General features: G+C 55.3%; 18 protein-coding genes. 5 read left to right on the top strand and 13 right to left on the bottom strand.

The genetic code is table 11. The features are described 5' to 3' along the window. Positions 1 to 3: 3 nt before the first annotated feature. Complete coding sequence (gene pdxY / locus EV102420_RS16300) at positions 4 to 864, top strand: pyridoxal kinase PdxY (RefSeq protein WP_042393764.1); 861 nt, start codon at positions 4 to 6, stop codon at positions 862 to 864. 113 nt (positions 865 to 977) lie between these two features. Here pdxY and dtpA read toward each other — a convergent pair whose 3' ends face one another. From dtpA to blr, 10 genes are all read right to left on the bottom strand, one after another. After that, positions 978 to 2,483 (bottom strand): dipeptide/tripeptide permease DtpA, encoded by a 1,506-nt coding sequence (gene dtpA, locus EV102420_RS16295; RefSeq protein WP_042393762.1) that lies wholly within the window; start codon positions 2,481 to 2,483, stop codon positions 978 to 980. A 571-nt stretch (positions 2,484 to 3,054) separates the two neighbouring features. After that, positions 3,055 to 3,690: an endonuclease III gene (nth, locus tag EV102420_RS16290; protein WP_042393759.1), complete on the bottom strand. Its 636-nt coding sequence runs from the start codon at positions 3,688 to 3,690 to the stop codon at positions 3,055 to 3,057. Then, on the bottom strand, positions 3,690 to 4,403 hold the full coding sequence (locus EV102420_RS16285) for an electron transport complex subunit E (RefSeq protein ID WP_042393755.1): 714 nt from the start codon (positions 4,401 to 4,403) through the stop codon (positions 3,690 to 3,692). Before EV102420_RS16285 ends, nth begins: the two co-directional genes overlap by 1 nt. A 3-nt stretch (positions 4,404 to 4,406) precedes the next feature. Continuing rightward, positions 4,407 to 5,027 (bottom strand): electron transport complex subunit RsxG, encoded by a 621-nt coding sequence (gene rsxG, locus EV102420_RS16280; RefSeq protein WP_042393752.1) that lies wholly within the window; start codon positions 5,025 to 5,027, stop codon positions 4,407 to 4,409. 9 nt (positions 5,028 to 5,036) lie between these two features. After that, complete coding sequence (gene rsxD, locus EV102420_RS16275; RefSeq protein WP_042393750.1) at positions 5,037 to 6,089, bottom strand: electron transport complex subunit RsxD; 1,053 nt, start codon at positions 6,087 to 6,089, stop codon at positions 5,037 to 5,039. Next, the gene (rsxC, locus tag EV102420_RS16270; RefSeq protein ID WP_042393746.1) at positions 6,090 to 8,075 is read right to left on the bottom strand and encodes an electron transport complex subunit RsxC; all 1,986 of its coding nucleotides are present in this window, start codon (positions 8,073 to 8,075) and stop codon (positions 6,090 to 6,092) included. Beyond that, positions 8,068 to 8,646: an electron transport complex subunit RsxB gene (rsxB, locus tag EV102420_RS16265; RefSeq protein WP_042393745.1), complete on the bottom strand. Its 579-nt coding sequence runs from the start codon at positions 8,644 to 8,646 to the stop codon at positions 8,068 to 8,070. Before rsxB ends, rsxC begins: the two co-directional genes overlap by 8 nt. Continuing rightward, positions 8,646 to 9,227 (bottom strand): electron transport complex subunit RsxA, encoded by a 582-nt coding sequence (gene rsxA, locus EV102420_RS16260; protein WP_042393740.1) that lies wholly within the window; start codon positions 9,225 to 9,227, stop codon positions 8,646 to 8,648. The genes rsxB and rsxA overlap by 1 nt, the downstream gene beginning before the upstream one ends. A gap of 78 nt (positions 9,228 to 9,305) precedes the next feature. Further along, positions 9,306 to 9,758 (bottom strand): DUF2569 domain-containing protein, encoded by a 453-nt coding sequence (locus EV102420_RS16255; protein WP_042393737.1) that lies wholly within the window; start codon positions 9,756 to 9,758, stop codon positions 9,306 to 9,308. Between the two features lie 147 nt (positions 9,759 to 9,905). Beyond that, on the bottom strand, positions 9,906 to 10,031 hold the full coding sequence (gene blr / locus EV102420_RS16250) for a division septum protein Blr (RefSeq protein WP_042393736.1): 126 nt from the start codon (positions 10,029 to 10,031) through the stop codon (positions 9,906 to 9,908). Positions 10,032 to 10,250: 219 nt separating this feature from the next. On the opposite strand from blr, the gene EV102420_RS16245 reads away from it, so the two are divergent. Beyond that, on the top strand, positions 10,251 to 11,291 hold the full coding sequence (locus EV102420_RS16245) for an oxidoreductase (RefSeq protein ID WP_042393733.1): 1,041 nt from the start codon (positions 10,251 to 10,253) through the stop codon (positions 11,289 to 11,291). Positions 11,292 to 11,346: 55 nt separating this feature from the next. On the opposite strand, the gene add is transcribed toward EV102420_RS16245, so the two are convergent. Beyond that, positions 11,347 to 12,348 (bottom strand): adenosine deaminase, encoded by a 1,002-nt coding sequence (gene add / locus EV102420_RS16240; RefSeq protein WP_042393730.1) that lies wholly within the window; start codon positions 12,346 to 12,348, stop codon positions 11,347 to 11,349. Positions 12,349 to 12,771: 423 nt separating this feature from the next. On the opposite strand from add, the gene ssp4 reads away from it, so the two are divergent. After that, complete coding sequence (gene ssp4, locus EV102420_RS22540) at positions 12,772 to 13,734, top strand: Ssp4 family T6SS effector (RefSeq protein ID WP_042393728.1); 963 nt, start codon at positions 12,772 to 12,774, stop codon at positions 13,732 to 13,734. Positions 13,735 to 13,743: 9 nt separating this feature from the next. Then, the gene (locus EV102420_RS16230; RefSeq protein ID WP_042393726.1) at positions 13,744 to 14,343 is read left to right on the top strand and encodes a hypothetical protein; all 600 of its coding nucleotides are present in this window, start codon (positions 13,744 to 13,746) and stop codon (positions 14,341 to 14,343) included. A 145-nt stretch (positions 14,344 to 14,488) separates the two neighbouring features. Here the strand turns inward: EV102420_RS16230 and EV102420_RS16225 are convergent, their stop codons facing one another. Then, positions 14,489 to 15,697 carry an MFS transporter gene (locus EV102420_RS16225; RefSeq protein ID WP_042393721.1) on the bottom strand — a complete coding sequence of 403 codons (1,209 nt, stop codon included), beginning with the start codon at positions 15,695 to 15,697 and terminating at the stop codon, positions 14,489 to 14,491. 168 nt (positions 15,698 to 15,865) lie between these two features. Here EV102420_RS16225 and EV102420_RS16220 point away from each other — a divergent pair, with 168 nt between their 5' ends. Beyond that, positions 15,866 to 16,759 (top strand): LysR family transcriptional regulator, encoded by an 894-nt coding sequence (locus tag EV102420_RS16220; protein WP_042393719.1) that lies wholly within the window; start codon positions 15,866 to 15,868, stop codon positions 16,757 to 16,759. 21 nt (positions 16,760 to 16,780) lie between these two features. Here the strand turns inward: EV102420_RS16220 and EV102420_RS16215 are convergent, their stop codons facing one another. Continuing rightward, positions 16,781 to 17,539, bottom strand: coding sequence for a carbon-nitrogen hydrolase family protein (locus tag EV102420_RS16215; protein ID WP_042393716.1), 759 nt, complete (start codon positions 17,537 to 17,539; stop codon positions 16,781 to 16,783). Positions 17,540 to 17,663: the final 124 nt, after the last annotated feature.

The raw sequence follows: 17,663 nt of genomic DNA, 5'->3' as shown, positions 1-17,663 counted from the left end.
AAAATGAAGAATATCCTCGCCATCCAGTCTCACGTCGTCTTTGGTCATGCCGGTAACAGCGCCGCTGAGTTCCCGATGCGCCGCCTTGGTGCCAACGTCTGGCCGCTGAATACGGTTCAGTTCTCTAACCACACTCAATACGGCAAGTGGACCGGCTGCGTAATGCCGCCCGCACATCTGACCGAGATCGTGCAGGGCATTGCCGATATCGACAAGCTGAAGACCTGCGACGCGGTGTTAACCGGCTACCTCGGCTCTGCCGAGCAGGGCGAGCATATTCTTGGCATTGTGCGCCAGGTTAAAGCCGCCAATCCGCAGGCGAAATACTTTTGCGATCCGGTGATGGGCCACCCGGAGAAGGGATGCATCGTTGCGCCCGGCGTCGCGGAGTTTCACGCGCGCTATGCTCTGCCTGCCAGCGATATCATTGCCCCAAACCTGATTGAGCTGGAAATGCTCTGCGGCCACCCGGTTAACAGCATCAGCGAGGCCGTTTCCGCCGCCCGCGAGCTGATTGCGCAGGGGCCGGAGATTGTCCTCGTTAAGCACCTGGCGCGTGCTGCTAAAAGTATGGAGAGCTTTGAGATGCTGTTGGTTACGCAGCGCGAAGCCTGGCACATTAGCCGTCCGCTGGTGGATTTCGGTATGCGTCAGCCGGTCGGCGTGGGCGACGTCACCAGCGGTCTGCTGCTGGTTAAACTCCTTCAGGGGACATCCCTGCGCGATGCGCTGGAGCACGTGACGGCGGCGGTGTATGAAATCATGCTCACCACCAAAGAGATGGGGGAGTATGAGCTGCAGGTGGTGGCTGCCCAGGATCGCATCGCCCGCCCCGAACATCTGTTCCGCGCTGTAGAAGTATAACCGGGCTTAAATGTAGGCCGGGCAAACAACGTGCCGCCCGGCGTTGCAGCTTAAACAAAAAAAGCCGCTGATTTCTCAGCGGTTTTTTTGTTGGCTTGCGTTTCCCAGTACCGTTACGCGGAGGCTGCTTCAGACTCGGCTAAGTCTTTCTCATCCATCTGCGTCATACGGTTCAGCTTCGACGCGGCGAGCAGCATCAGCACCGCAATAACGGCGGTCACCATACCAATCTGCAGGAACACGCGGCCATAGACGTCCAGCGACATCAGCGGATCGGTCACGTTTTCCGGGATAGCCATCATGTTAGCCACGTAGCCCGCGATCAGGTTTGCCCCTGCGGTGGTCAGGAACCAGCTACCCATGATAAAGCCCATCAGACGCTGTGGAACCAGCTGGGCCACCATTGCCAGACCAAGGCCGGAGATCATCAGTTCACCGATGCTCTGGAAGGCGTAGCTCGCGATCAGCCAGCTCACGGAGACGATCCCGGCGTCGCTGGCAAATTTAGCGCCCAGCGGCAGGATCAGGAACGCGGCTGAGCAGAGCACCATCCCGAAGGCAAACTTAAACGGCATCGGCAGCGTGTCGCCCATCTTGGTATAGATAGCGGCCAGAATCGGGCTACCAATGATGATCCAGAACGGGTTCAGGGCCTGATACTGCTCCGGCTCGAAGGCGATACCCAGAATAGAGTGCTCAACGTTGCGGATGGCAAAGAAGTTCAGCGAGGTCGGCATCTGGCTGTAGAGGACGAAGAACACAATCGCCTGCAGCATCAGAATGAAGGCCACGATCATCTTACGACGCGCCGCGCCGTGCATTGAGAAGGTCTCTTTGGCAAAGATAATCACGATACCCAGCGCCACGACCGCCAGTACCATACGGGCGATACCCTGGTTGTGCAGCAGCCAGGTGGCAGCGGCGATCAGGACGACAACCCCAGCGATAGTGGCCAGCAGGCTACCGACGCGCAGCGGTTCAAAGTCCGGCTTCGATCCGTACTGTTTTACCCAACGCTTACAGAATAAAAAGTTTACGACGGTGATCAGCATCCCGACCACGCTCAGCGAGAAGGCCACGCTCCAGCCAAACTTCGCTGCCAGCCACGGCGTCGCCAGCATGGAGAAGAATGAGCCGATGTTGATGGACATATAGTACATGGTGAAAGCGCCATCAAGACGCGGATCGTCTTTCGCGTAGCAGGTAGAGAGCAGCGAAGAGGGGTTCGCCTTGAACAGGCCGTTACCTACCGCAATGGTCGCCATACCCATATAGACAACGGCCGCATCATGGCCGGACCAGGCCACCAGCGCATAGCCGATCGCCAGCACAATCGCGCCCAGCAGGATAACGCGTTTGGTACCGAGGATCTTATCACCCAGCCAGCCGCCGATGGCCACCAGGCCGTATACCAGGGCGCTGAAGGAGGAGAACAGCGTAATTGAGTCGGATTCTGACATACCCAGCTGTTTCACCAGGTACACCGCCATGATCCCTTGCAGGCCGTAGAAACCGAAACGCTCCCACAGCTCAATGGAGAAGATCAGGTAAAACGCCTTGGGCTGTTTGAAAGCGTTCAGGCTGACGCTCTCAGTTGGTTTGTTGTTTGCAGTCGACACATATACCTCTTTTTTTACATCCCATATTAACGGGGGTGTTCAGTGCGCGATGGCCAGAGTCCATCGAGCTTATAGTTATAAGGGAGGGGAAACGGCGGGTAATGTTCCCTATCCAGCACGCTGAGGCAATACCTTTGTAATAATCTGTTACATATAAACCGATCGCTATAAAGCGCCAGTTGGAAGAATGTTATTCAGCGTTAAATTTCGGCTTTAGCATTTTGATAGTTTTTTCCACTAAGAAAAATGGGCGCCACCGGGGCTATGGCGATATGTTCTGCTATTTTGCGCTATAAGCAGCGTAATGGCCCGCTATTGCTAAAAACAGTGGTTTAATCTACCGCTGATTGCTTATGGGATGCAGGCTGGTGCAGGTGCGGGTCTCACTATTGAAACATTTTTATAACGTTTGGCGGGTAGAGTGATCTCTATCACAAATGTATAGAAATTTTTTGTATTAAAAAAACGATTAACCTTAAAAAGTAATAACCAGCCGAGTTTTATCACGCCCTGTGTCGGCATGAAAACATAAGCTGGCGTTATATGGAGGAAAAGCAGGGCGGGGAAAAGATCACTCGTAAACCTTCTCCCGGTACTCGCAGAGATCTTCAATAATGCAGGAGCCGCAGCGGGGCTTACGGGCAATACAGGTGTAGCGGCCATGGAGGATCAGCCAGTGGTGGCAGTCAACCTTGAATTCCGTCGGGACGACCTTCAGCAGCTTCTCTTCCACCTGCTCAACGTTCTTACCCGGCGCGAACTGCGTCCGGTTACTGACGCGGAAAATATGCGTATCGACGGCAATGGTCGGCCAGCCAAAGGCGGTATTCAGCACCACGTTGGCGGTTTTGCGTCCAACGCCTGGCAGCGCCTCCAGCGCGGCACGATCCTCCGGCACCTCGCCGCCGTGCTGCTCCAGCAGGATCCGGCAGGTTTTAATAACGTTCTCCGCCTTGCTGTTAAACAGGCCGATGGTCTTGATATAGGACTTCACTCCCTCTACGCCAAGGGAGAGCATTGCCTCTGGCGTGTTGGCGACAGGATAGAGCTTCGCCGTCGCCTTGTTGACGCTGACGTCAGTGGCCTGGGCCGAGAGCAGAACCGCAATCAGCAGCTCAAACGGTGAGTTAAAGTTCAGCTCGGTGGTGGGGTGCGGATTGTTGTCCCGAAGACGGGTCAAAATCTCCAGACGTTTTACTTTGTTCATCAGGCCTTCCCGGGCGTGGCAGGGGTCTCTACATTAGCAGTATCGACGGCAGAAGAAGCGGCGGCGGCTGCCTGACGTTTTTTAGTCCGCTCATCGATGAGGTATTTTACTGCCAGCATCATGCCCAAGCCAATAAACGCGCCTGGAGGCAGCATCGCCAGCAGGAAAGGTGAATCGGTATGGAACACCTCAATGCGTAACACCTTCGCCCAGTTGCCCAGCAAGCCATCCGCGCCGTCAAACAGCGTGCCGTTACCCAGCACCTCGCGCAGGGAGCCGAGTACGAACATGGCGCAGGTGGCCCCCATGCCGATAGAGAAGCCGTCCAGCGCCGAGAGCGCCGGGCCTTTTTTCGCCGCAAAGGCTTCCGCACGGCCTACCACGATGCAGTTGGTGACGATCAGCGGGATAAAGATCCCCAGCGACTGATAGAGACCAAAGGCATAGGCGTTGATCAGCATCTGCACCGCGCTCACCACCGAGGCGATGATCATGACGTAGATCGGGATACGGATCTCCGGGGGCGTCCAGCGGCGTAGCATGGAAACGGCCAGGTTAGTCAGGGTTAACACGAAGGTGGTTGCCAGACCAAGGCCCAGGGCGTTAGTGGCGGTGGAGGTGACAGCCAAGAGCGGGCAGAGGCCCAGCAGCTGCACCAGCGCCGAGTTGTTTTTCCACAATCCCTGAACAATAACGTCTTTAATTTCGCTCATGGTCTACTCTCCGCAAGACGGTAAGGAATTAAGCTGGGCGGGCAGGGTTTGCGCATACAGGCCAGCACGTTTAACAGCGTTCACCACCGCCCTGGGGGTAATGGTCGCGCCGGTAAACTGGTCAAAATCACCGCCGTCCTTCTTCACCGCCCAGTGGCTATCAGACGCGCCGGCAATCGTCTTGCCGCTGAAAGAGGTGATCCAGTTGGAGAGGCGCAGTTCTATCTTGTCGCCCAGTCCCGGCGTCTCGTGATGCTCGGTAACCCGCGTCCCCAGCACCGTGCCGTTAAAGTCTGCGCCAACCAGCAGCTGAATAGCGCCGGAGTAACCGTCCGGTGCGGTAGCTTCCATCACCGCCGCCACGGGCTTGTCGTCCTGACGGGCAATGTAAACCCGCCGTTCGCCCTTGCCCAGCTCCGGGGCGTTTACCAGAAAACAGCTCTGGCTGAGATCGTTATTATAGATATTGTCCGGCACCACCTGATCAAACAGCGCCTTCTGCTGGATCGCGGCCTGTTCGGCAATGGTGGATTTGGTCAATTGGGCGATAGCTGCCGTCAGGCCGGTAGAGCAGGCGGCGAAAAGGGCCAGCGTTACGCCGTGTTTTTGCATGGTCTTTAACATGGCGGCTCCTCAGCGATGGCCATACGCGCGCGGACGCGTATAGTAGTCAATTAACGGCACGGTGATATTCGCCAGCAGCACCGCAAAGGCCACGCCGTCCGGGTAGCCGCCAAAGCTGCGGATCAGCCACACCAGCACCCCGGTCAACGCGCCAAAGATCAGGCGGCCTTTGTTGGTTGTCGAGGCGGTGACCGGATCGGTGAGGATAAAGAAGGCCCCAAGCATGGTCGCGCCGGAGAAGAGATGCAGCGTCGGCGAGGCGAGGCTCTCCGGCGAGAACAGCCAGCCCAGCGTGGCGCAGAGGGTCAGCGCCACAAGGAAGCTAACCGGAATATGCCAGCGAATAGCGCCTTTTCCCAGCAGGAACACCCCGCCGAGCAGATAGGCAAGGTTGACCCACTGCCAGCCCGCGCCAGCCAGCACGCCGCTGTAGATGGGGTACTGCATAATCTGATCGACGCTGTGACCGGCGTGCAGCGAGGTTTTAAAGGTGTCCAGCGGAGTAGCCTGGCTAACCCCGTCGATGCCCATTCGCAGGGTGTCCATATTGGCACCGCCCGCGCTGTGGCCGGTGAAGATAACCTGAAGCGCATCCATGAAACCGGGCACGTTGGCGGCAATCTCATGCGGCGGCAGCCAGCTGGTCATCTGCACCGGGAAGGAGATCAGCAGCACGACGTAGCCGATCATCGCCGGGTTAAAGGGGTTATGCCCAAGGCCGCCGTAGAGCTGCTTGGCAATAATCACGGCAAAAACGGTGCCCAGCACCACCAACCACCAGGGGGCAAACGGCGGAATACTGATCGCCAGCAGCAGGCCGGTCAGCAGAGCAGAGTTATCCTTGAGGATGGCGCCTGCATTTTGTTTACGCAGCGTAAGAACTAGCCCTTCAGCGACGAGGGCGCTGATGCCTGCCAGTACGATCTGCACCAGCGTCCCCCAGCCAAAGAACCACGTCTGCACGGCGATACCGGGCAGGGCCGCGAGCAGAACCAGCATCATAATCCGTGATGTCTGGCGCTGATTGTGCGTATAGGGGGAGCTTGCGATTCGAAAAACCATCTATTCCTCGTTAACAGCCTGTTTTGCGGCTTTCTTAGCCTGAGCCCTGGCAATCGCCGCAGCGACGGCCGCTTTACGCGGATCGTCATTGGCTGCCGGGGTATCTACTATTTTATTCACGACCTTCTCGGCAGCCTGCTGCTGTGCCTTACGCGCTTTCGCTCGAGCGATAGCGGCTTCAACCGCGGCTTTACGCGGATCGACCGCGGCGGCTGGCTCAACGGCGGCGGGTTCAGGCGCCGCTTCCGGCACAGCTGTCTGGGCGGCTTTACGCGCTTTGGCACGAGCGATAGCGGCCTCGACCGCCGCTTTACGCGGATCGACGGGCTCGGCTGTGGTCTCTGCGGCTGGCTGCTGGGCTTTTTCAGCCTGACGCGCACGGGCCTCGGCCTTGCGGGCTTCGCGCGCGGCAATCATCGCGCTGTTATCCGGCTCGGCACCGGCCTGGACCACCACCGGCTGGGTGGCGCGCTGCTGTTTCTCACGCACGCGGGCCAGGGCAGCATTCACCGCATCCTTATCTTTGGCGGCTGGCTGAGCAGCGGATTTCTTATGACGCTCAAGACGTGCCGCTTTCTCGCGCTCCAGACGGGCCTGACGCGCTTCAAAACGGATCTTCGCCTCGGCGGCACGCTTCTCTTCCTGGGTGATAGCGTAGATCTCGGCCTTCTCCTGGCGGAAATACTGCACCAGCGGAATATTGCTTGGGCAGACCCAGGCGCAGGCCCCGCACTCGATACAGTCCGCCAGGTTATGGGCGGTGGCTTTATCGTGCTGCTGGCCTTTACTAAACCAGTAGAGCTGCTGCGGGAGCAGATCCGCCGGGCAGGCGTCGGCGCAGGCGCTACAGCGAATGCAGCCTTTCTCTTCCTGCGTCTCGCCCATTTCGCTGGCCGAAGGGGCCAGCAGGCAGTTGGTAATTTTGACCACCGGCACGTCCAGCCACGGCAGGGTGAAGCCCATCAGCGGCCCGCCCATGATCACCAGCTGTTCACCGGAGGGGCAAAAACCGGCGGCATCAAGCAGGTGGCGCACCGGCGTGCCCAGGCGCGCCCAGACGTTACCCGGCTGCGCAACGGCTTCGCCGGTCAGGGTCACAACGCGCTCGGTCAGGGGTTCGCCATCGACAACCGCACGCTTAACGGCAAAGGCGGTTCCCACGTTTTGCATCAGCACGCCGATGTCTGACGAACGGCCGCCGTGTGGAACCTGCTTGCCGGTAAGGATCTGCGTAAGCTGTTTCGCGCCGCCGGAGGGGTATTTGGTGGGGACAACGCGCAGCATGATGTCGTGCGCATTCGCCAGCACCGCCCGCAGCATCGAGATAGCCTGCGGCTTGTTATCTTCAATACCAATCAGTACCTGACGCGGTTGAAGAATATGCGCAAGGATCCGAATGCCCTCAACGATCTGCGCGGCGCAGTCCTGCATTAGGCGATCGTCGGCGGTGATATACGGCTCGCACTCGGCGGCGTTAATAATCAGCGTTTCGATTTTATCCCCGCCGCCCTGCAGTTTATTGCCGGTCGGGAAGCCTGCGCCGCCGAGGCCCGCTACGCCAAACTGGTGGATACGCTCAATCAGCTCGGCGCGGGAGCGGGAGCGATAGTCGCTCCAGCCGTCGCGCTCGATCCAGCGGTCTTCGCCATCAGCATCAATGATGACGCTCAGCTCGGCCAGCGCCGACGGATGCGCGGTAGAGTGGGGGGCAATCGCCACAACCGTTCCTGAGGTGGGGGCGTGTACCGGCAGCATACGTCCGCGACCGTGGGTCAGCGGCTGGCCGCGCAGGACGCGATCGCCCACGGCGACGCACAGCTCGCCCTCGGCACCGATGTGCTGCTTCAAAGGAATGACGAAACGCCCCGCGAGCGGGATCTGGCGCAGCGGCGTACCGTTTGACTGAGTTTTCATCTCCGGCGGATGGATGCCGCCGTTGAAATCCCAGAGCTTATCTTTTTTAAACGCGGAGAATAGCTTAAGCATGTTGTTCCACAGGAATAATGCGTACCGGAATGGTTTGCAGATCCCATTTCCAGCTTTCAGTCGTTGTCGCTACGGGACGCAGGTCGATACACTGCGTCGGGCACGGAGCAACACAGAGATTACAGCCGGTGCAGAGATCGCTGATTACCGTGTGCATGGCGCGGGTTGCGCCGACGATGGCATCAACCGGACAGGCCTGGATGCACTTGGTGCAGCCAATGCAGTTAGGCTCGTCAATGACTGCCAGCATACGTACTGGCTCAGCGGCTTCGGCATCGTCACCAATGGGCTGCGGGTCGACGTTCAACAGCGTGGCGATTTTAAGCATCACCGCTTCGCCGCCTGGCGCACAGCGGTTGATCTTCTCGCCCTGACTGCCTACGGCCTCGGCATAGGGGCGACAGCCGGGGTAGCCGCACTGGCCACACTGGCTTTGCGGCAGCAGGTTATCAATTTTTTCGACGACCGGATCGTCCTCCACCGCAAAACGGCGCGAGGCGTAGCCGAGAATCAGGCCAAAGATCAGCCCGAGCACGCTCAGGGCCGCAATGGCTATCCAGATAGCAGACATTACAGCTTCACCAGACCACTAAAGCCCATAAAGGCCAGAGACATTAAACCCGCGGTAATCAGCGCGATGGCGTTACCGCGGAACGGTGCCGGTACGTCCGCCACCGCCAAACGTTCGCGAATAGCGGCAAACAGAACCATCACCAGCGAGAAGCCGACGGCAGCAGAAAAACCGTACAGCGCCGACTGTAAAAAGTTATGACCGAGGTTGATATTCAACAGCGCCACGCCCAGCACCGCACAGTTAGTGGTGATCAGGGGCAGGAAGATCCCCAGCAGGCGATAGAGCGCCGGGCTGGTTTTGCGTACCACCATCTCGGTGAACTGCACCACCACGGCGATGACCAGAATAAAGGCCAGGGTGCGCAGGTAGATGAGATCCAGCGGAATAAGAACAAAGGTGTCGATCAGCCAAGCGCAAATAGAGGCCAGCGTGAGCACAAAGGTCGTCGCCAGCCCCATCCCCATGGCCGTCTCCAGCTTTTTGGAGACTCCCATAAACGGACAGAGGCCCAGGAACTTAACCAGCACGAAGTTATTAACCAGTACGGTTCCGACAAACAGCAACAGGTAATCAGTCATTATTCAGCCTGAAAAAGAGTAGCCGCCTATTATCGGATAAATCGATCCGGGCGACAACAGTACAACGAATAGGGTTAATTACGGGTTTACGAAGGTCTTCTTGACCCGCTGCGATCGCTTGAAATAGGGCACGATCAGCGCGGCAGCCAGCAGCGGAAACAGCAGCTGGCGCAGCGCCAGGGTATCCGAAACCGGCGAAAATGCAAACGCCTTCAGCGCCAGCAGAATGGTGATGAGCAGCCAGATAATATAGTGCTTCGGCACCAGCCGACGGCGTTTAAAGAACGCGACGGTCAGCCACAGGGTGTAACCGCCCATGGCGATAGCAAAGATAAACGAGGTATACCACAGCGTTTTATCTCCGGCGCTTTGGGCATTCAGCACGGCCGCCATCTCAGGCGTCAGCAGCACAGCGGAAAATCGCGCTACCACCAGCAGCGTTCCCAGCAAAGAGACCAGCAGCCATGCGAGCGGGGCGAGCAACCATCCACCAATGCGTTCAGCAGGGCGTTCAACAGGCGTTGCGGTCATATCATTCTCTCCCCTGGCGTGGCTCAATCTCTTTTGCAGGGCGAGAGTATAAAGGATTATACAGCGAATGCTACCCGCGCTATTTCCTACCGCACTCGGCGACAAATCACCGCCGCGGCAAGCGTTTAAAAATAACGCGGGCGTGCGCTATTTTGCCTGAACGGTAGCAGCAGGTTCCGGCGGCTGGTAGTTATCAATATGGCTGGCAACCCCCAGCAGTATGGCGCTCACGCCCAGCACAACCCACCCAGCTAATTCAATGATTCGGTTCATTATTCCAGACATACTTTTCTATTTCTCCCTGTATATAGAAATGGCATAGTATCGATGCAAAAAAGCCTCAGCAAGTAACAAACCATATTTTCGGCCTATTCGCAATTGGAACGTTAAAGTGTGCTACAGGATGTTTTAGATAAGTTATAAAATGCATATTATTGTGAACAGTATGTTTTAGGATTGAAATATCTCCACGCACTGATGAGAGGCAGCACGATGAATGATAAAATTCGGGTCGGATTAATTGGCTACGGTTACGCCAGCAAGACATTTCACGCCCCGCTGATTGACGGCACATCGGGTATGGAGCTGGCCGCGATCTCCAGCAGCGATGAGGCGAAAGTGAAGGCGGACTGGCCAACGGTGCCGGTCGTCTCCGAACCTAAACACCTTTTCAACGATCCGACTCTCGATCTGATTGTCATCCCGACGCCCAACGATACCCACTTTCCGCTTGCTAAGGCGGCGCTGGAGGCGGGCAAGCATGTGGTGGTGGATAAACCCTTCACCGTGACACTGTCACAGGCTCGTGAGCTTGATGCGCTGGCGAAATCGCTGGGGCGGGTGCTTTCGGTGTTCCACAACCGCCGCTGGGACAGTGATTTCCTGACGGTGAAGGCGCTGCTGGCCGACGGCGCGCTGGGTGAGGTGACCTATTTTGAGTCTCATTTCGATCGCTTCCGTCCGCAGGTGCGTAACCGCTGGCGCGAGCTGGCCGGGCCGGGCAGCGGCATCTGGTACGATCTGGGCCCGCACCTGCTCGATCAGGCGGTAAACCTGTTTGGCCTGCCGGTGAGTTTGACCGTCGATCTGGCCCAGCTGCGTCCAGGTGCGCAGGCCACGGACTACTTCCATGCGGTGCTGAGCTATCCCCAGCGCCGTATCGTGCTGCACGGAACGCTACTGGCGGCGGCCGAGTCGGCGCGTTATATCGTGCACGGCACTCGCGGAAGCTACGTCAAGTATGGCCTCGACCCGCAGGAGGAGCGGCTGAAAAACGGCGAGCGACTGCCGCAGGAGGATTGGGGCTATGATATGCGCGACGGCGTGTTGACTCGGGTGCAGGGTGAGGAGGTGGTCGAGGAGAGCTGGCTCACCGTACCGGGGAACTATCCGGCTTACTATGCCGGCATTCGCGATGCGCTGAACGGCGTGGGCGAGAACCCGGTTCCCGCCAGCCAGGCGATTCAGATTATGGAGCTGATTGAGTTAGGCATGGAGTCGGCTAAGCACCGCTCGACGCTCTGCCTGGCATAACGCTGTCTGACGTAACCGACGTAACGAATGTGCCGCCCGCCTGGGCGGCATTTTTTTACGCGGTGCGCAGGCTATCTTTTAACGCCTGCTTCTCTGCCGCACTGAGGAACGCGACCTCGAGACCGTTAATTTGCGCCTGGCGGATCTGCGCCTGGCTCAGGCCTGCCTGCGGGGCCGCCACGCGATATTCATGAATAATATCTACGCCCTGAACCGCCGGATCGTCGGTATTGATGGTCGCCAGAATGCCGTGCTCAAGGAAGGTTTTCAGCGGATGCACCTCCAGCGATGCGACGGTGCTGGTCTGGATGTTGGAGGTCAGACAGGACTCAATGCCGATGCGCTGCTCGGCGAGGAAATCCATCAGGGCCCGATCCTCAATGGCTTTCACCCCGTGGCCGATACGCTCCGCGCCTAGCTCACGAATCGCCTGCCAGATGCTCTCCGGCCCGGCGGCTTCACCGGCGTGAACGGTAATGTGCCAGCCTGCGTCACGGCCACGGTTAAAGTGGGTCAGGAACAGGCTACCGGGGAAGCCCAGCTCGTCACCGGCCAGATCCAGCCCGGTGATGGCATCGCGATGAGCCAGCAGCGCCTCCAGCTCCTCAACGCAGGCGTCTTCACCGAAGGTGCGGCTCAGAATACCGATCAGGCGAGCCTGGACGTTAAAGGCCTCGCTGCCCTGGCGCACGCCCTCAATGACCGCTTCAACGACGCCCGCGACCGGCAGGCCGTGGGTCATTGCCATATAGCGGGGGGAGAAGCGCAGCTCAACATAGTGCAGCCCGTTGCGTGCGGCATCTTCCATATTCTCAAACGCCACGCGGCGGCAGGCGTCCAGCGAGGCCAGCACCTTGACGCCCCAGTCCAGCTTCGCGAGGAAGCTCACCAGATCCGGTTCGTTAGCGGTCACCTGGACGTGCGGGCGCAGCGATTCAAGCGAGTCGGCGGGCAGGGTAAGGGAAAACTCACGGCCAAGGTCAAGAATGGTTTGCGCCCGGATGTTGCCATCAAGGTGGCGGTGAATGTCGGTCAAAGGAAGGTTAGCGTCAATCATGGTTGCACTCTTTTTTAGATAAAGTGCAGAGCATTATAAAAATAAAACGCTACGGAAAGCTATATTGCGCAAGGAAAATTTGTTTTGCGCAATATAAATCATCATAAAGCATTGATTCCGGAAATCAGTGGCGAGGCTATGAGCGAGCTTCTCTTATGAGGCATCTGCCACTCTGAGTTGGCATATGTAAGAAAGGAGAGGTCATATGCTTATGCCATGGTTCGTTACGAGTAAAGCACTTGCTTATTGGCAATAGAGGCGAAAAAATAAAGGTATCAATCGGGTAAATGTAGTATCGGTTACACTTTTCCCGCTACATGACACAAGTGGATATTATTCGGAATTTTCCTAACTTTCTAAAATCTTAAGGCATTTACTCTTGACTTCTCAATGATATAACAATTTATACATAAGAGGGATAAAATGACATTCTTAGGACAGAACTCAAAATATCTTCCCGATTACGCATTTGCCCGAAGTCTTGGTTTAGCCTCTGGCGACGATATTGATTTTACTGCTCTTGCTAATCAGTTGGATTGTAGTCGAAACTTTAGTCAGGTCGGGATTATTTACTCAGACGGTGCGCGTCAGTGGCTAGTAAGGCCCTCAAGGCGGATCGCGACACCAAACGAAAGCTCGGTCAGCCATGTGGTAGTAACAAAAGTCAATGCTTCATCAAATAATGCTGTTCAAGCGACAACTAATACGATTCAGTCGCCTTCATTAGCGACTGAAATTGGCTCAACGGCGATTTCCTGCGGGGCCGCAATTCTTACTGTTGTACTTGCTGCGGGAGCAGGTATGGCCATTCCTGTCACCGCCGGTACTTCCTCTACCGTTGCCGCTATGATTATCGCTGGTGGTGTAGCCACAGGAATACAATGTGCAAACGGGCTTGGTCGGCTTTCACTAATTGCTATGAATCATGATGACTATGTCATATGGATAGATTCTCAGGAATGGTACACGGCAACCAATACTGCCCTTGATGCAATTTCACTTGCCGGAGCGGCTGCAGGTTTAAAAAGCGCTTCGTTAACCTACCGCCTGCTTAATCGCTCAACCTCTGAGAGTATACTTTCCTTATTACAAAAAATGAGCCGAGCCGATCGCACACGCATGACAGAGGAAATCATTCGCATTCAAAATCCTGGAATCTCCAACTCAGGTATTAAAGCGGCGATGAAATCTGGCATTTACCCTAAGCGCTATCCTTCGGAAGGATTACAATTACTTTTACAACGTGAACTGATGAATGCTGTTGCTAACTCTTCCGCATTTGTCGGCAGTGCTATTTCGGGAAATATCAGGAATCCTCAGAACATCACTCAATCCGGCAAATACGTTTTTGGTTTAATTCAGTCTTTCTCACTTATAGGAAATTAGTGACTGGTTATGATGAGATATATCAAAAAGAGTCTTGCGTTAAGTGCTGTCATAACAAAAAAAATGGCGACTAACGAGTTGCAACGGCTTGAGTTACTAAAAGATCGGTTAAAAAGCCGACTCGGCGCACCTGTTGGAATATATATGACGGGAATTCCTTTAGGTATCAGTATGATACTTGCAGTAGCTTGCTATGCAATGCCACAGGTTTCTGTCTGGATGCTGCTATTTAGTTGGTTAAATCTACCCGAGTATAAGGTATTGATGGGCGTGTTTTTTGCGGCGGTTGTTTATTGTGTAGTGATTATGAGTGCTATGCTACTAACCGCGCGCGGTTCATTGATCGGATATAAATTATACCTTGCGATTATTGCTTTAACAGGAATGATAGCTGTTGTTTATTTTATCTATGCTTGGTCTTTATTCGTATTCGGCTCTATTGATAATTACACGCCGCAAATAACGTCTGCTTTAGGATTGGGATTTTTATGCCTCAATGTGATGTGGATGAATTCTTCAATTTTCTACCGGTCAATAGTCCTGGCATTACATAATCGGATATGGCGTAAGCAGTTAAAAATAGATACGCGCCATATTGCGGGAGTGTAGAAGTTAACCACATGCATTAACATTATCAAGAAAATGATTATTACACAATCCAGGAAACGTCCGCCTCTGGTACAAAGCGGACATCAATGCAGGCTTCGTTAGCTTGCTCTTGAACTTGCTTTACAGTGTTCTAATCAAATCGAGGTTATGAGCGAACTTCTCCTGCAACGCGTCCAGGGCTTTTAAGCACTGCGACAAGGATGATGCTGCACCCAATGATGCCTGCAGCCAGTACGGCTATGCCCTGAAAACCTAATACAGTGAGCGCCTGACCTCCGGCAAGCGCACCGGTACCGATGGCTGCGTTGAAAATGGCAACGTATATGGCTGACGCCGGTTGTGCAGCATCTCCGGCGCTACGAAGCAGCCATGTCTGCAACCCAACGAATACAATGGCGATACCCGCACCCCATATAGCAAGCAGCATGCCTGACAACCAAACAGGAAGGGGGGCGATGCTCTTTGTCCCAAAGATGCCGAGCGCGCCCGTACTCAGTAGCAGAGAGATGAGTATCAACCCTTTTACATGACGATCTATCAGCTTACCGGCAATGATGTTTCCCACCAGACCGGAAAGTCCTGATGTCAGCAGCAGACCAGAAATGGACGCCGTCGGCACGCCCTGTGCCTTCGTCAGCAGCGGTTCAACGTAGGTAAATGCCGCGAAGTGAGCTGAAATAATGCAGGCCGTGGCACCATAGAGGGAAAGGATCACCGGGTTTTTAAATATCCCACAGTAAGCACGCAGTCCTGGAGGCTGAGGCGCCGCCAGCGTGGGGAGCGTCCAGAATAAAGCACAGGCGGTGACAAGCGACAGCAGGGAGATCACTGCAAACGCACTACGCCATCCGGCCATATTTGCAATAAAGCTGGACAGGGGCACACCAAGAACGCTGGCAGCCGACACCCCGCCAAAAATGACTGATGTAGCCAGGCCAAGCTTCTCTGCTGGAACAATCTGTGCCGCCACCACACCAATTAATGCCCAGAAAGCACCGTGTGCCAGTGCCCCTGCCATGCGCGCACCCATAAATGCGGTCATTGAGTGGGAAAGGGCCGCCACCATACAGGAAAGGGCAAGGATCAGCATCAGGCTCACAAGCAGAGCCTTACGGGAAATGCGCGCCGGTATGACTCCGGAAAGAAGCGCTGCAAGCGCGCCAACCCATCCATATGCTGTCACGACAAGACCCGCCCCAGACTCAGTCTGATTCAGATCGCTGGCAAGCGTACTCAGCATGCCAACGGGAGCAAGCTCGCTGGTCACAATCGAAAATGCGCTTATCCCGAGCGCAGCGACTGCCAGCCAGGCGCGGGTGGGCACCGGGCTTACATGTAAAACGGTGTCATTCATAAATTAATACTCTTCAAAAAGGGTGGACGATCTTGCGGAAAACGGTCTGAAACACCCGAGATAAGATGTTTGCATGTTTATCGCCTTGTGTGGATTGAAGTATCATCCTTACGAAAGTGATAAAAAAGAGCTGAAAACGGAGAGTCGTTTTCCATAATCGGAAATAAGATGAAAACTGAGTTCAATTGGGATGACACGCGTGTTTTCCTGGCGATCGCCCGTTCGGGTACGCTGAGTGGCGCCGCTGAGGCAATGAGTATTGGGGTTGCAACCATTTCCAGAAGGTTAGATCGGCTTGAGCAATCGCTGGGAGTACCGCTTTTTAGCAGGCATCAGAGCGGATATCGGCTAACAGATGATGGCGAAGCCCTGCTGGAGCGGGCAGAGGCGCTGGAATATGCTGGCCTTGCTTTTGGCGAGACGGCGAATCTACAAGGCAATGTGGCCGGGCTTGTCCGACTCGCCACATCGGATAATCTGGCCACGCATTTTATACTTCCTTCCCTGAAAGGGATCCTGGATACCTATCCCGACCTGCGGGTAGAGATATTAAGCGGTGTGCAGTCAGTCAATCTGCATCGTAGAGATGCAGATATGGCAATCCGCATGGTAAAGCCAGACAGCGGTAATCTGACGTTAAAGCGACTGGGAACGGTAGGTTTTGGTGTCTATGGCGCAAAAACGTATATCGATGAGCTGGGAGGCGTACCCGCGGGTTTGGCGCTAAACAATGCTCAGTATGTAGGGTGGTCTGAGTCGCACCAGCACTTACCTGCTGCGCGCTGGGTCACGAAGATGCTTCGGGGTAGACCATGCCGAGTTGAAGCCAATACGCTAGGCGCACAGGTTTCCGCAGTTTCATCCGGTCTGGGTTTAGGTATCCTGCCACACTTTATGGCGAGGGCCAGCGGCCTGCAATGCGTCCAGCCTGAAACCGGTGTGGACCAAACGTTATGGCTGGTTATGCATTCAGATTTAGCGGGCTCACGGCGAGTCAGGGCTGTCGCAGATCATTTAATTGCCGTATTTGATCAGTATAAAGATCAACTGACGATCCCATAAACATCAATGGCCCAAACTTTTTTATTTACTGAGGCAGATCACTTGCCCGGAGCACTTACCATCCTGTAAATCCATGATGACCAGGGCGGCACGATCCTCTGGCGCCTGAGCAATAAGTTCACCTTTTTCATTCCATGCAGCGCTTTTCCCGACCGGCTTCCAGCCGCCTGACGGGCCACAGTAATTCGCCATCAGCGTAGGCATTGCGTAACGTTTAGCATAACTTTTCAGCAGGCCGGCATCTTTCTCATAGCCACCTGCGCTCAAAACTGAATTAAGATAAATTTCTGCCCCCAGATGCACCGTTCTTTCTGCATGCATCGGCTGTCCTGCATCTGCGCATATAGCCACGCCAACGTTAAACGTGTGTGCCGTAAAAACACACTCCTCGTCACCGGCTGAAAAGTAATCAGACTCTCCAGGGTGAAGATGCATTTTTCGGTAAAAGGAAATAGGGTGCTTCGAAGAAATTACGCATGCGCCAATGGCTGGCTTACTGCCTTCAACGTTCAAAGGCGCACCCGCAATAATCGCCATATTATGCCTCTCAGCTAACGCCTGCAGTGGCCGGAGGCAGGCCTCATCAGCAAGAGCCAGGCTTTCAGCCATCTCTGGTTCATAACCCGTTAAAGAGAGCTCCGGAAAAAAGATAAGGTTAACGCCAGCCGATGCTGCTGACGTAATCAGTAATTCGTGATAATGCAGATTTTCTTCAATACAGCCGCGAATCGGAGCAAACTGTCCTGCTGCGATTTTTAACCTTCCATGAATACTACCCATGTTACTCCCGCAGTGTTGTTGAAATCGTCAGTTACCATACAAAAATAAACATCATACGTCATCTTTCTAAGACGGCACCGATGGGGTTCTTACTGAAACGCCTACTTCTGGCACATAGCGGACA

It is taken from the genome of Pseudescherichia vulneris NBRC 102420 (genome assembly GCF_000759795.1).
Taxonomy (GTDB): domain Bacteria; phylum Pseudomonadota; class Gammaproteobacteria; order Enterobacterales; family Enterobacteriaceae; genus Pseudescherichia; species Pseudescherichia vulneris.
This window is presented reverse-complemented; position numbering and strand designations above follow the sequence as displayed.